General features: G+C 57.2%; 14 protein-coding genes. 7 read left to right on the forward strand and 7 right to left on the reverse strand.

What is annotated here, in order from left to right; translation table 11 throughout:
- Nucleotides 1-101: 101 nt before the first annotated feature.
- Genes XX99_RS10600 through XX99_RS10610 form a run of 3 tightly spaced genes read right to left on the reverse strand, consistent with a single transcriptional unit; the run spans nt 102 to nt 3069 of the window.
- Nucleotides 102-824, reverse strand: a complete 723-nt coding sequence (locus tag XX99_RS10600; RefSeq protein ID WP_082125470.1) for an SIR2 family NAD-dependent protein deacylase — start codon at nt 822-824, stop codon at nt 102-104.
- A 30-nt stretch (nt 825-854) separates the two neighbouring features.
- Complete coding sequence (locus XX99_RS10605; protein WP_082125471.1) at nt 855-2198, reverse strand: multicopper oxidase family protein; 1344 nt, start codon at nt 2196-2198, stop codon at nt 855-857.
- 13 nt (nt 2199-2211) lie between these two features.
- Nucleotides 2212-3069 (reverse strand): hypothetical protein, encoded by an 858-nt coding sequence (locus XX99_RS10610; RefSeq protein WP_231581265.1) that lies wholly within the window; start codon nt 3067-3069, stop codon nt 2212-2214.
- A 329-nt stretch (nt 3070-3398) separates the two neighbouring features.
- Here XX99_RS10610 and XX99_RS10615 point away from each other — a divergent pair, with 329 nt between their 5' ends.
- The 7 genes from XX99_RS10615 to XX99_RS10645 all read left to right on the forward strand — a co-directional run bounded on the left by XX99_RS10615 (nt 3399) and on the right by XX99_RS10645 (nt 7896).
- Nucleotides 3399-4034, forward strand: coding sequence for a YkgJ family cysteine cluster protein (locus XX99_RS10615; protein WP_231581267.1), 636 nt, complete (start codon nt 3399-3401; stop codon nt 4032-4034).
- A 262-nt stretch (nt 4035-4296) separates the two neighbouring features.
- Complete coding sequence (locus tag XX99_RS10620; RefSeq protein ID WP_050059392.1) at nt 4297-4596, forward strand: hypothetical protein; 300 nt, start codon at nt 4297-4299, stop codon at nt 4594-4596.
- Between the two features lie 93 nt (nt 4597-4689).
- On the forward strand, nt 4690-5577 hold the full coding sequence (bufB, locus tag XX99_RS10625) for an MNIO family bufferin maturase (RefSeq protein WP_050059393.1): 888 nt from the start codon (nt 4690-4692) through the stop codon (nt 5575-5577).
- A complete protein-coding gene (locus XX99_RS10630) occupies nt 5574-6464 on the forward strand; it encodes an HvfC/BufC family peptide modification chaperone (RefSeq protein WP_050059394.1) in 891 nt (296 codons plus the stop codon). The genes bufB and XX99_RS10630 overlap by 4 nt, the downstream gene beginning before the upstream one ends.
- Before the next feature lie 12 nt (nt 6465-6476).
- Entirely contained in the window at nt 6477-6971 is a 495-nt protein-coding gene (locus XX99_RS10635; protein ID WP_082125472.1) for a DoxX family protein, read from the forward strand.
- Nucleotides 6968-7651, forward strand: coding sequence for a sigma-70 family RNA polymerase sigma factor (locus tag XX99_RS10640; protein ID WP_050059395.1), 684 nt, complete (start codon nt 6968-6970; stop codon nt 7649-7651). Before XX99_RS10635 ends, XX99_RS10640 begins: the two co-directional genes overlap by 4 nt.
- The gene (locus tag XX99_RS10645; RefSeq protein WP_050059396.1) at nt 7642-7896 is read left to right on the forward strand and encodes an anti-sigma factor family protein; all 255 of its coding nucleotides are present in this window, start codon (nt 7642-7644) and stop codon (nt 7894-7896) included. The genes XX99_RS10640 and XX99_RS10645 overlap by 10 nt, the downstream gene beginning before the upstream one ends.
- Before the next feature lie 11 nt (nt 7897-7907).
- Here the strand turns inward: XX99_RS10645 and XX99_RS10650 are convergent, their stop codons facing one another.
- The 4 genes from XX99_RS10650 to XX99_RS10665 all read right to left on the reverse strand — a co-directional run bounded on the left by XX99_RS10650 (nt 7908) and on the right by XX99_RS10665 (nt 14208).
- Nucleotides 7908-8306 (reverse strand): hypothetical protein, encoded by a 399-nt coding sequence (locus tag XX99_RS10650; RefSeq protein ID WP_050059397.1) that lies wholly within the window; start codon nt 8304-8306, stop codon nt 7908-7910.
- Nucleotides 8307-8790: 484 nt separating this feature from the next.
- A complete protein-coding gene (locus XX99_RS10655) occupies nt 8791-9243 on the reverse strand; it encodes a Rid family hydrolase (RefSeq protein WP_156185931.1) in 453 nt (150 codons plus the stop codon).
- Nucleotides 9244-9303: 60 nt separating this feature from the next.
- Nucleotides 9304-10917, reverse strand: coding sequence for a flavin monoamine oxidase family protein (locus XX99_RS10660; protein WP_050059398.1), 1614 nt, complete (start codon nt 10915-10917; stop codon nt 9304-9306).
- 90 nt (nt 10918-11007) lie between these two features.
- Nucleotides 11008-14208 carry a TonB-dependent receptor gene (locus XX99_RS10665; RefSeq protein WP_050059399.1) on the reverse strand — a complete coding sequence of 1067 codons (3201 nt, stop codon included), beginning with the start codon at nt 14206-14208 and terminating at the stop codon, nt 11008-11010.
- Between the last annotated feature and the right edge of the window lie 366 nt (nt 14209-14574).

Below are 14574 nucleotides of genomic sequence, written 5' to 3' on the forward strand. Positions count from 1 at the left end.
GGGAGCAATACAAAGTGCTCCCCCACCTCAACAGTCTCTACCTAAACTGTCGATCCTTCATAGATACAAGAATGACAGGCACTTCTGGCACCCGGTTTGTATTAAGCAAGAATATCGAAGAGGGAGGGTAAGGCTTCGCCGGCCTTGGCGAGAAAGATTTCTGTGAAGAGATCGGCATTGATCGGTCTCTCCGGGCCAACGTAGAAGGTTCGAACGCCGCGACGCTGCGCCCATTGCGCGAAGCTGGCCGCGGGATGCACGGTGCCGGAAGATCCGGCGACGAGCAGCACGGTGCAGCGATCGAGTTCGTTCAAGATCAGGTCCATGGACAGCGGCATCTCGCCGAACCAGACGATGTGCGGACGGATTCGACCGCCGCATTCGCAGCGCGGGATGGCGCTTGCAGTTTCATAAATGCCCTGGTCGGCGAAATCTTCGCGACCGCACTCGCGCGAACAGCGGGAGCGGAAGAGCTCACCGTGCATGTGGAGCACGCGCTTCGAGCCGGCGCGCTCGTGGAGATCGTCCACGTTCTGGGTGCAGAGAAAGAGGCGATCGCCGAGTTGTTCTTCGAGATGAGCGAGCGCGATGTGGGCCGGGTTAGGCTCGGATTGCAAGCCATCCTTGCGACGCATCGCGTAGAAGCGCCACACACGCTCCGCATTCTCCTGCCAGGCCTCCGGAGTCGCGACCTCTTCGACGCGATAGCCATTCCATAGCCCGCCGTTATCGCGAAAGGTGGGCAGCCCGCTCTCGGCGCTTACTCCTGCGCCGGTCAAAACAAAAATGCGGTCTTCGGGGCCAATCTCGATCTTGTTTCGCATACACCGAGATCATAGATCAGCGGCAACCGGTCAGGCGTAGCGGAAGAGCATCATGAAACCGAAGTCCATGTGGTTCTGCTGGTGGCAGTGGAAGAGCGTGGGGCCGGGATTGGCTGCGACGAAATCAACTTCAGCGGTGGAGTTCGCGGAGACCACGATCACATCCTTGCGCAGGCCGGAGAGCGGCTTGCCATCGAGGCTGGTCACCTCGAAGGTATGGCGATGAAGATGGACAGGATGATCGTCCGAGCTTTTGTTGCGCATGGCGAGGCGATAGCGCTTCCCTTCCTGCAGCATCGGTGTGTCGGTCTTCGGATAGGACTTGCCGTTGATGGTCCAGTAATCGAAGTCGCCGTGGCCGCGAAACTTCGACTGGAAGAGCAGAGGCACACGCTGGTCGGGCTGCGCGCTGGCTGGCTCGGGGTGCGCGAAGGATCGGTAGTCCCATAGCGTCTCCTGCGGCTCGGCCCACCTGGGCTCGCCCTGCTGCCCGGCGTATTCGATGACGATGCCCATGCCCGATTTGCGAATGTCCGCGCGCGTCTCGCCCAGCACCCACACTCCGGGCTGGTTCATCTCGACGATAACCTCGGCGCGTTCAGCCGGAGCAAGGCGAATGGCTGAGACACGAGCCTGTACCGGCACAGGATTTCCGTCGAGTGCGATCACTGTCATCGAATGACCGGCAAGCGCCAGCCAGTGCGTTATTGTCGCGCTGGCATTGACGATGCGGAAGAGAACACGCTGGTCCTGCTTCACCTGGATCGGCGCGCCCGCACCCAGCACGCGGTCGTTGATGGTCGCGTGCTCGTAGGAGGCGTCCATCGAGGCATCGGTCGCCGCACCCATGTAGGCGTTCCAGTCGTGCAGGGTGAGAAAAACTTCCTGATCGTATGCGCCGGGCTCGTTCCGTGGCTCGATATAGAAACATCCGAACTGGCCGGTGAACGAGCTTCGCTTCAGGTCGTGTCCGGCGTAGGTGTGGGTGTGATACCAGCGCAGGCCAGAAGGACGCGGCGTGAAGCTGTAACGCTGCTGTCCACCAGGCGCGATCATCGGCGAGCCCTCTTCCATCGCGCCGTCCTGATCGGAGGAAATCCACAGTCCGTGCCAGTGCACGATCTCCGGAACATCGGTGCGATTCGTCACGTCGATGGTAATGGGCTTGCCCTCCGGCCAGCGGATGAGCGGTCCCGGCACCTGTCCGTTGTAGGCAATGGTCTCGACATGCTTGCCGGGGGCGATCTCAAGCTTGAGCGGAGCAATCTCCAACCGGACATCGGCCGGAGTTTGCGCCCAAAGCCTGCGCTGGCCTGAGGCAGCCAACAAGCCCGCGGCTGCGGAGGACTTCGCGATGAATTCACGCCGGTTCATTCTATGCATGAGACTACTGTGTGCTTTCCGAGCCGCCCGCGCGATGATGCGTCCAATCGAAGCGTCTCCCGACAATCGCTTTCACGATCAGATGATCGGTGCTCGCGGTGGGCCCGACGCCGACGCCGAAGTTGATCTCCCAGTTCGGCGAGACGTTGAGATCGACGGCGGGAAAAAACTGCTGCTGTTGATTGTGAAGTGAATAGAAGCCGTGCAGCGATCCGTAATCGGCATAGTATTCGAGGCCGCCGGAGATGTATTTGTTGAAGTCGTAGCTGAATTTGGCGTTAGGAGAAAATCCCACTCCTTCGCTGACGCTCTGGCCATGAAAGGAGCGCTCGAGCGCTGGATTCACAGTGAAGTACCAGCGGCCGATGCTCTTATCGATGATGGGGCGAATCTCCCAGGTCCATGTGTCGGTCGAAAAGTCGCGCCTCTGATAGCCGATCTCGGTGGACAAGCTCACGCCCACGGGCCAATGCCAGCTATCCGGAACCCTCACGCGCGGACGGATGTGGTCACCGACCCATTGCCAGCCATCGCCGTCGCGCGCGCTGGTGAAGATATAAAAGCCCACCTCGGACCAGCTGTTGATGCCCTGCGTGATTTCCACCGTTTCATGCTCGGCGTGATCGGTGGGATAGAGCCGGTCGGCTGCAAATTTAGAACCGGGCAGCGGCTTGCTGCCGTCGGCAGTGAAGTTGCTGTGCAATTCAAGCATCGTGGTCTTGGGAGCGACGGTGTCCGAGCCGTAGACCTGAATCTCGTAGTTATCCTGGCCGTACGCGGCGCTTTCGACAGAGATGCCGAGAATAACTCCAGCAATGGCCAATAAAGAGACCACCATTGCACGACGCGCTCGCCGAGGCAATACTTGCCTCCTCCAGTTAGCGCGGAATATGACCGGGGCTAGTTGCATAAATCTAAATTGGAGAATTCAAAAACACTCCTCATCTCTCCACAAGGCCGTCCTTCTCAACGCAGTTGATACGCGCAGATCGCTGAGATTCCTCCTCCCTACGGTCGTCAGAATGACGGCGATCTTCAGCCGTCCACCATGATCTGGCTTCCCGACAGACCGAGTCATGAGCGAATCAAAGCTGTGCGCTGATACAAGCCATTTGTGCAATCGGTTATCAGAGGCTCTAAGCAAAAAGTAGCATGCACAAATGACGTGGTTGTCATCTTGCATGCCGCGTCTTGGGATGGTCTATTCGGCTGGTCTATTCTGTTGTTATGTTGTTGCGTGCGGATGCCGAGCTGGTGCAGATCGTGGACGCTGCGTCGGCGGATGCGGCGCGCCGATCGGGCACGTGGTTGAAGTGCCGTCCGGGATGCACGCAGTGTTGCCATGGCGTCTTCGCCCTCAGCCAGCTTGATGCGTTGCGTCTGCGCGCGGGCTTGCGCGAGTTGGAGCAATCCGATCCAGAACGGGCGCTTGCGGTTCGCTCTCGCGCCGAGCAATCCAGACTTCGCTTATCCGCTCAATTTCCCGGCGATCCGGCCACGGGTATTCTTTACGACTCCGAAGAAGATGCGTTCGAGGACTTCGCCAACGACGAGCCTTGCCCGGTGCTCGATCCGACGACTGGAACCTGCGATCTTTACGCGGCGCGTCCGATGACCTGCAGGGTCTTCGGACCTCCCATACGCTCGGAAGACGGCATTGGTGTCTGCGAGCTTTGTTTCGACGGCGCAAGTGAGCAGGAGATTGTGGCGGCGGAATTGAATATGGACTGGTCACCGCTCGAAGACTCGCTCAACGCTGAGGCTGAGGGCGACTCTGGCTTTCATGGCACTACAATCGTTGCTTTTGCCCTCTTATCCCAACCGTAACGGGTCTCGCGGCAGCAGTGCCGGCGCCAAATCTGGATAAGGCGTCCAGCATTGGACATTGTGCAAAAAAGGAATGAAAGAACGAAGCCCGCGAAAGATCGGATTTATAGATTTTTGTGTTGTTTACGGGCAGAAAATCTTTCACAAAAATACATGTCGAATGCTGTAACCTTAGTCGCGCTACCGTAGTCCTATGCGGTAGACGGCCTTCCCACCGGCGCTTTGCGCTAGGTCTTAGGCCTCAATATGGAGGAATGACAATATGAAGCACTCAATGAAGACCCTGATGGTTGCCGCGGCGGTCTCCGGCATGCTGAGTGGCGCTGCGACTATGCAGGCAGCCACCTCGCAGACCACCACCAACCCCGTCGTCAAGGTGGGTAAAGCGTCGTTCGGAAGCTCTTCGCTCAATCAGGACACCACCAAGCACTCCTGTAAAGGCAAGAATGATTGCAAGGGCCAGGGCGGCTGCAAGAGCAGCGACAATGGCTGCAAGGGCAAGAACAGCTGCAAGGGCAAGGGCGGCTGCGCCACCGACGGCTCCAAGCACCCCTCCGCATAACTTCAACTCCCACGATTTTTTTCCAGGGCCAGATCTGTTCCGGGCTGGCCCTTTCACCTACAGCGATCTTCTTTAACTTGTGGAGTTCTCCCCGTGCCCGCAAATCGCTTCAATGGCTTCACCGAGTATGGCGTCGGAATCGGATTGCGCATTCCGCACTATCAGCACATCCTGACCAGGAAGCCTCTCGTCGACTGGTTCGAGATTATCTCGGAGAACTACATGATCGACGGCGGACGCCCGCTCGAGGTGCTGGATAAAATTCTCGACCAGTACCAGGTGGTGCAGCACGGCGTATCCATGTATTTCGGTTCCGCGAGCGATCCGGACCCGGAGCATCTCAAGCGGCTTAAAACTCTTGTTCGACGTACGAAAACGCCCTGGCTCAGCGATCACCTTTGCTGGGGATCGGTAGACGGCCGCTATACGCACGATCTGCTGCCCATGCCGTACACCTGGGAAGCGGTCAAGGTCACCGCGGACCGCATCCGCCATGTGCAGGATACCCTCGAGATCCCAGTTGTCGTCGAGAACGTTTCGAGCTATGCCGAATATCACGTCTCGGAGATGACGGAGTGGGAATTCCTGAATGAGGTCGTCGAGCGCGCCGACTGCGGGATTCTGCTCGACGTGAACAATATCTATGTCTCATCTCAGAATCACAGCTTCGATCCCTTCACGTATGTGAATGCCGTCCCGGCTGAGCGCATCGCGCAGATCCATATCGCGGGGCACTCGAAGTTCGAGAAATATATTCTGGACACGCACGATCACCCGGTGCTCGAACCGGTGTGGCAGCTGTATGCACGGACCATCGAGCGTGCAGGACCGACGGCCACGCTGCTGGAATGGGACGACAATATCCCGACCTTCGATGAGGTCCACGCCGAGGCGCTGAAGGCGACGCGATTCCTCGATGCTGCGAAGGCTAAATTGGACGCTCCGGCGGTTGAACCTGCTCTGGAAGGAGCGATGCGATGAGCGAGCTGCTCGAGCTGCAACGGCGAGTGGCCGCGGCCATCATGCATCCGCTCACCGGCAACGAGACCATGCCGCGCAAACGCCGCGATGGGTTGTCGAATACGGCGGAAGCCGATGCCCTCATCAAACCGAATGACCGGCTGAGTTCCTTCGAGCGACTGGAGATTTATAACCGCCAGTATTGGTTTCGTCTTTACTCTTCTTTCGAGGAAGATTTTTCGGGGCTGAAGGCGATTCTCGGCCAGAAGAAGTTCGACCGCCTGATGCGAGATTATCTGACCGAGCGGCCTTCGCAATCGTTTTCGCTGCGCAACCTTGGGTCACAACTCGAGGCCTGGCTGACCGAGCATCCTGAATACCTGGACGCGGAAAATCGGGAGCAGCAACGCGATCTCGCAATGGATATGGTGCGCCTGGAGTGGGCGCACATCGAGGCGTTCGACTCTGCGCAGCTTCCTCTGCTCGATCCCGACGACCTGGCATCGATCGACGAGAATTCGCAGCTGCGACTGCAGCCGTATCTTCGTCTCGTGGAGCTGCGCTATCCGGTCGAAGATCTGCTCATCGAGCTGCGCAGCGAGAGCGGAAGCAGCGATGCTTCGAGCAACAACGCCAGCATCAGCCGGAAAAGCCGGCATGTGCGGCGTGTGGCCATGCTCAGGCCGGAGCAGATTTACCTGGCCGTGCATCGCCACGAAAATTCCGTTTACTACAAACGGCTCGGCCGCGAGGACTACACGCTTCTTCAGTCGCTTCTTGCGGGAGCACCCATAGGCACAGCCATCGATGCAGCCCTTGCGGACAGCGCAATTGCGGAAGACGATCAGGGAGAATTTCTCCAGCGGGCCTTTGCGTCCTGGGCGGCGCTTGGCTGGTTCATTCAATAAGAGAGGTTATTTATGAGCAGCACTGCATTATCTTCCCGGAACAGCTCCGGAATTTCGGGCCTCTGTGGCCGTTTTGCGCACTACGCCGATTTTCTACAGTCCCCCTTTCTGCTGCTGGTGCGGCTTTACTGGGGATGGCAGTTCGCACAGACAGGTTGGGGCAAGCTGCACAACATCGGCCGAGTGAAAGACCTTTTTGTGAGCCTCAATATCCCCGCCCCCGCGGTCATGGCGCCGGCCATTTCGATGCTTGAGTTCGTCGGAGGCATCCTGCTCATCGTGGGACTGGGTTCGCGCCTGATCAGCTTGTTGCTGGCGGGAAATATGTTCGTCGCTTATGTCACGGCCGACCGCGAGGCGCTCGGTTCGGTGTTCAGCGATCCGGGCAAGTTTTATATTGCCGATCCCTTTACTTTTCTTTTTGCCTCGTTGATCATTCTCGTCTTCGGCGCGGGTCTATTCTCTCTGGATGCGCTGATTGCCAGGAGGAATAAGACCGCGGTATGACCGCGACCGAAACATTGGGAGCCGACGCACAGAACAGCTCGGAAGCAGCGCTGATCGCGGCGATCCTGGCCGGCGATCGCGAGAAGTTTCACATTCTGATTCTTCCCTATGAGTCGCAGCTCTTCCGCACGGCCTTTGCCCTGGTGAAGAATGCGGAAGAAGCGGAAGATGTTGTCCAGGATGCGGTGCTGAAGGCTTACCGCAAGCTGGGCAGCTTTCGCGGCGACGCCAAATTCAGCACCTGGCTGATCGCGATCACGCTGAACGAAGCACGCGGCCGGCTGCGCAAAGAGAACCGCACAATTGTGGATTCTCTGGACGAGCAGCGCGAAGAGAATGCCGACTTTACACCGGCAGCGTTGACCGATTGGAATGAGATTCCCTTGGCACTGCTGGAGCGGAAGGAAATCCGCGAGCTGGTGCAGCAGGCCGTTGCGGAATTGCCCGATACGTATCGCGAAATCGTAACGCTGCGTGACGTGGAGGAGTGCAGCGTCCTCGACACGGCCCATCTACTGGGCATTTCATCGGCCCTGGTTAAAGTACGGTTGCACCGTGCCCGCATGCTGCTGCAGAAGAGGCTTGCTCCTCAGCTCAACCGCGCGATCAAAGCAAGCTCGAAATCGACTTCCGATCGTCCCCGCAAGCGATCGTTGTTCCGGAGGACGCCATGGTTCTGAAATGCCGGCACGTGTGGGACCACATCTCTGGATACATCGACGGCGCACTCGATCCTGAAGTGCGTGCCAATGTCGAACGCCATCTCGCGACCTGCGAAATCTGCTCGGCGATCCTCGACTCAACGAGGAACATCATTATCCTGATGGCCGATGATCGCGTCTTCGAGCTGCCGGTGGACTTCAGCAAGAGACTGCACGCGCGTCTCGACGATGTGCTGAAGCATGAATATCCCGAGCCGGCTTGATGGGTGCGCGATCAGCCGTGGTGCGGATGATGAAGCATGTGATGAATTTGCCACTCGGCAGCGAGAAGAATCAATGTAACCGCGGCTAGAAAGATCTGCCAGCGTTCGGAGCGTATCTCTTTCGCGGTGGGCAGCTGAACCCGCCACTGCGCGGCCGGCCGGCTGCGTAAGTTGCGCACTCTCCAGATCACATAAAGATTCACCAGAGTGCCGGCAAGCGCGAGCACCATCATCGGTATGCGGATGGCATCGCGGTGCCATCCTGCGGCGGGCGCATCAGTGCCTGCAGCAGCGGCCAGAGCTCCCAGCCCGATGAGCACACGTACACCGCTGATGGTCAATACGGCTGTACAAAGGCTTTGCAGAAGGGCAAATACAAAACTCGACCAGCTTAACCAACGGGTCTTCATCTGTTGCAAATTTCCTGGCGAATCATCCTGTCTATCGTAGCAGCGCAACTGGCCGTCCGGGCTGCTGCGCTTTCGCGGACTTCCGGTGCATCGCGCTGAAGGACCTTCACCACAGGGCACGGAGAGCACAGAGGTCTTTGATGATGCGTTCGCGTCTTTGCGGAAAAAGTCTCTGTGACCTCCGGGTTCTCTGTAATGCATGCTCTGCGACTTTCTTTTTGAGATGAATTTCACCGCTAAGACGCTAAGTTCGCAAAGGGATGCATCGGCGGATTCAAGAGTAGGATGGCCGTCCAGCTGCGCTCTCGCGGTTAAAGCACATTCACCACAGAGGACACGGAGAGCACAGAGGTTTTTGATGATGCGTTCGCGTCTTTGCGGAAGATATTAGGTGAATATCTCTGTGTCCTCTGTGGTGCATGGTCTGCGGCTTTTTCATAAGCCTTCGCCCATGGCCGGGACTTTTTCTTCTCGCGGAGATGCGCTATTTAGAACGCACCGCGATCACTTCAATTTCGACCAGCGCCCAGGGAGCCGCGAGCGCCGCCACCTGCATGGCTGCGCGGGTGGGCTTGTTGGGCTGATCGGCGGTTCCGAAGTATTTGAGATAGGCCTTCTGCAGCCCGGCGAAGTCCAGCTTGTTGCCCTTCTCCGGATCGCCTGCCATGAAGACGTGCATGCTCACGACATCTCCCAGCGTGAGGCCCTGTTCTTTCAGGATGTCCTGTATCTTCAGGAACTCGCTGTTGGCTTGCGCCTCGGTATCTCCGTAAACGGCTTGCGTTCCTTTGGCTGGATCGGCGGGAGTGACCGGAGACGCGATTTGGCCGCTTACGTAGAGCGTGTCTCCAGCCCATACCGCCGAGGCCAGAGGCGATCCTTCTTCTGGATATGCGTGACCTTGGTTTGTGCTTGCATCGAGAGTCCAGCTCCACACATCGCGGCGACTGCTGCCGCTTCAATTCCCTGCTTCCAAGTCATCATCGTTCCTTTTTTCTTAAGCATCGTGTGTGGTCGTTGAGCCGGCGAGCCGTGCCATCTTTACGTGCTCGGAGATCATCCTGGTGGCGCGGTGCGATGCGAGCGCCGCACCCTCCTGCCAGCCGATGATGCGGCTGCAGTGATCTCCAGAGAAGAAAATGCGGTCGTCCGGCTGGATGAATTCTTTATAGGCGCCATCGTAGTACCCTGCGCGGCGATTGCGTACGAAGTTCGGCGCGGCGCCGACCCATGAACCGAGGTTATAGGGCATCATCCCCCAGTTCATGTACATGGGGTTTTTCAACTCATGTCCGTGTCCCGGATGCAGCTTCTCGGCTGCCGCGCGCGATGCTTCGAACTTCGCCTGGATATCGGGCAGCTTGGCGAAGTCCGATTGGTTTTCCACGCCGTAGCCCGCAATCAATACACCGTTTTCGGAAAAGATCTTGGCGCTTGGATACCAGAGCATGTTCACCGGGCCCTTTACAACGAATCCAAGGCCGCCGTAGAGGTTATAGTCCTGTTCCCAGAAGCGGCGCGACTCCCATGCGACCTTGTAGGCATGGTCGTATCCAACTTCGGCGATCGCCTGCTTGACGCGCGGCGAAAAGTCATTCGGAATATTCTTCAGAATGGTGATGGGCAGCGCGCAGATGCAGTAATCGGCTTCGATCATCTTGACTGCGCCCGATGGGTCGGCGTAACTCACCTTTACACCGTTTGTGGTCTTGCGAATCTCCTTGACGGGGCATCCATACTGCACGATATCGCCGAGCTTCGCGGCGAAAGCATACGGGATGCGATCCATTCCACCTACTGGCTGGAACATCGTCGCCTGCATGTCGAATATCTCTTCATACATCATTCCCTGCCAAAAATCGGCGTCGAGGAGCGAATGCATGGCGAGCGGCGCGCGAAGTACTTCATCGTCAGGACCCGCGCCGGGCAGCTTGTCTACGCCGCTGCGCTCCGAGTCGGTATAGGAGTAATCGGGCTGCAGATCGCCATAGATTTTAAGGAATGCAAGCATTCGCTCATGATCTTCCTTGGTCATCTGCTGATCGAGAGCGTTGCTTTGAATGCATTTGGCGAGAAGCTCGGAGACGTGGCCGCGCGTATCGTTGATGGCCTGCCGCTGTTCGATCGCCTTGCCGCCGAAGGCATCGTCGTTTTGCAGGAGTGAAGAGCGCGAAGTATTTACTTCTACTTCGAGAGGCACGCCCAGCTCTTTGCAATAGCCGAGCATGGTTTTGTGGATGGAGGGAAGCCGCGCCGGACCGGCGTTGAAATAGCTGGAGTCGTCCCAGTTCGCAGTCTGTACGGTGCCGTCGGTAAATTCAATCTTGGTGCTGTTGCGTACAGTAAAGTTGCGTCCGCCCGGGCGTTTGCGCGCCTCGAGCACCGTACAGGAATATCCAGCCTTGCCCATCTCGTAAGCAGCGACTAAGCCGGCGATGCCGCCGCCCAGAATCACCACCTTGGTTCCACCACCCGCAGCGAGCTCAAGTCCAGTCTCGGCCAAAGCCTCCGGCATGGGCATCAGGCCCAGGTGCTGCATGGTGATGAAGGCAGCGCCGAAGCCGCCAGCCTGCCCTACTCGCATCAGAAAATCACGCCTTGAAAAGCTCATCTCGACTCCAGCATTTCGGTAAACGATATTGAGACAGTCCAAAGCGCCTGTTTGTCTACAGGCGCTTGAACAGCGGTTGAAAGCAGCGGATCAGAAGATGATCTTCAGAGCCAGCTGCGTGTTGAAAGGCTCGCCAGCACCGATGCCGGGAGCACCGTTGAAGCTGCCGATGGTGGTGAAGAGTGTGAGCGCATTGTCCTGCGTATACGAAGGGTTGAAGTTGCCATTGAGTGGCGGAGCATAGTTGGTGCGGTTGAAGAGGTTGAACATCTCGACGCGGAACTGTGTCGTAACTCTCTCTCCGATTGGCGTGTTCTTGAACACGGAGAAATCGACGTCCCCAAAGCCTGGGCCGTAATATGCATTGCGGCTCGTTGTTCCCCAAGTACCCGCGGGCGCATCCGCAAAAGCTGCTGGATTGAGCCAGTTCACACCCACGCCTCCCTTGCGGAAGCCGGCGTAGGGATCGACGCCTGCAACAGGATTCGCGCGCTGATTGCCGTCATCGGTTCCGGACGTATCTGCCGAGCTATAAACCGAGAAGGGCAAGCCGCCGTGGAAGGTCATCAGGCTGTTCAACTGCCAGCCTTTGGTCAATGGCTTCCAGTGCTGAGATCCGGGAACTTCGTATGTAATCAGGGTGTCGAATATATTCCGGTTATCGAAATCGCTGGGACCGTAATCACCTTTGAAGTTCGTGCTGTCCTGCGGCAGAGCGCCGCGATAAGCGGTGACTTCGTCAAAGCTGTGCGACCAGGTATAAGCGGCCTGCAGCGTCAGTCCGTGATAGCCCGAGGCACGAATGGTCGCCTGAAGCGAGTTGTAATTTGAAGTTCCGATGCTCTCGATCTGGTTGATGAAAGTGTCGTTGGGAAACTGAGAGAAGTACGGACGGCTGCAGTTTTGCGGTGTGAAAGCTGCAGGGCAGGCGAACCCTGGCGCCGAGTAAACACTGCTTAACGCGGCCTGGTTGATGTCCAAAATTGAAAGCAGATGACGTCCCTCGCTGCCGACGTAGCCGATCTGCGCTACAAGCTTGTTCGAGAGGCTCTGTTCCACCTGGAAGTTATAGTTCACATTCCGAGAAGGAACAAAATTCTTGGCGATGGAAAACAGGCTGTTGGATGGAGTGCCCTGGGTGAATGGGTCGACTCCGGACATCAGTGTCTGGGGTACGGCGGTTGCTGTCACGACCGGATTCGGGCCGCCCGGATTGCCTTCGACACCATTCGGAGCACCGTTGCCAGGACGATTGTCGAGGAAGGGATTCAGGTTGGGAGTGTCGAAGTACAAGCCGGCGCCAGCGCGTACAACCGTGCTCGGAGTGACCTGATAAGAGAAGCCAAAGCGCGGACTGAAGTCAGTGTAGGTTGAATCGTAAAGACTATCGATCCCCGCGCCTTGATATACGATGCCGCCAAGATTGGGACGAAAGACCGACAGGTTTTTGTACTGATTATGCAGAGGGCCTTCGTAGTCCCAGCGAAGACCATAGTTGACGTTGAACTTTGGGCTGAGCTGCCAGGAATCCTGAGCGAAGAAATCAAGAGTATTCACGAAGACCTGGCGATCGGGATCGCCCAAAGCGATCGAACCGGTCTTCAGATTTCCCGCAAGGAAATCCGACAGCGCATCGACGCGCGGGTCTCCGCTATCCCACGCAACAGCGGGGAGGCCGGTGGCCGGATTCAACGCCTGCGGTGTCGGTCCCTGCGTGCCATCGAAGATGAAGCTACCGAGCGCATGCCGGTGATAGAACTCGTCGAGCTGCGCCTTGCGAAACTCTCCTCCGAACTTGAACTGATGCTTGCCTACGGTCCACGAGAGATCGTCGGTGAGGTGGCCGGTTATGTCGTTGCGGCCCTCGGGAGGAGTAAGACCAACCTGGTCGAAGCCGGAGATCTGAATATTGGGCGAGCCAGCAAGTCCGGACCCTGTGACCAGTCCGAGCGAAGCCGAATCGAAGCTGTTATTGAAATCGTTGAAGACCTGGTTGAAGTAATTCACCCCAGCCAAGACCTGGTTGGTGATCGTCGGCGTGAAGACGTGGTTGTAGACGATCGCATAATTCTGCACGTGGATGGGAGCGACTTCATAGTAATAAAAGAGAGACGAGCCGGTGACCGGCGCAACCTGATTTCCCTGGCCCACAAACCAATGCGCGGTCAGGCTGTTCTTATCGTTGATGGTGTAATCAACTTTGGCGAGCCCGTTGTAACTGTATCCATATTCGGGCTGGGTGCTGGTGTAGTTATTCGGGCTGGCAGGACCCGCGCCGACCGCATCGGCTGGCCACAACGTACTGAGCAACTTTGCAGATAAAGGGTTGACGGGAACACCGAACTTCGCGAGCGTGGCTTCTGCTGCTGATTGGTAACCTTGCGTGGGCTCAGTCGCGTTGTTCGGAACGCCGATGGTGAAGCGCTGATGCTCAAAAGTCGTGAACCAGAAGAGCTTGTCCTTGATGAACGGGCCGCCGGCAGAAAATCCATAGTTATAGTTGCGAACTTCCTGCTTTACCGGAGCGGTGAATGGGTTCGTTGCGCCGAAGAATTCGTTGCGATTGTAGTAGTAGAGACTTCCATGAAGCTGATTGCCTCCCGACTTCAGCGAGAGGTTGACGCTGCCGCCTGGGTTACGCCCTGACTCCGGAGAGGCCTGCGTCTGCGCCGAAAACTGATCGACTGCGTCGATAGGCAAGACAATGCCCGCGATGCCGGAAACGCCGCCCTGATTGACCGCCGGAATGTTGTGCCATAGATCGTTGTTATCGATACCGTCGATCTGCCAGTTGATCTGGTTGGCACGTGTACCATTCAGCGATCCAAAACCGCCGGCGCCGGAGTTGGAAAAGCCGGGCGAGAGGATAATGAGCTGCGTAAAATCGCGGCCGTTGAGGGGAGTATCCTGCAGCGGCTTTCCGCCTACGCCGGCAGTCTGCGTTGTTGAGGTGGTGTCGAGCGTAAGTGCCGCTGCATTGACTTCAATCGTGGTTGCGGTTTGAGCCACGCCGAGCTTGATGGGCAAGGTATATACCGTTCCAGCTGTAACTGGAACTTTGTCGACCTTGATCTTCTGGAAGCCGCTGGCCGTTGCACTTACCGAGTAGGAACCGAGGGGCAGATCCTGAAATGAGAATTCACCACCGCTGGAAGTGATAGTCGTATGCGCAATGCCGGTGGCCACATCGGTTGCCTCCACTTGAGCGGCGGCAACGACGGCTCCGGACTGGTCAGTAACGACACCATTGATGCTTCCTCGAAAGGTCTGTGCACGCAGGGTGGGGGACATAAGAACAATGCTCACTACCAATAACAAACCGGATGGAAAGATATTCCTGCTTCGGAATGACATAGGTAAAGCCTCCAAAGGGGTCTTGAGTGGGTTTTTATGTTTTCGTTGTCTTGGGCTTTTGAACGAATGGCGACAGCTAGAGAGCCGTCAGATCAACAACTCTGACAATTGCTTGAAGGTTCCTCGCAAAGTTTCGCGGGATGAAAAAGCGCAATCGCGATTGCCATGACCCAACGTAGGTCAACCCATCTACCGATACAAGGAGAAAATACACTGCTATCAGCGTTTCATGAGGCCATTAATAAGCAGTGTTTATTGGGGAAAGTGAGGCATAGTGCAGAAGTAGTAATTTGCAACTCTCAC

This window comes from Silvibacterium bohemicum (assembly GCF_001006305.1).
GTDB lineage: Bacteria > Acidobacteriota > Terriglobia > Terriglobales > Acidobacteriaceae > Silvibacterium > Silvibacterium bohemicum.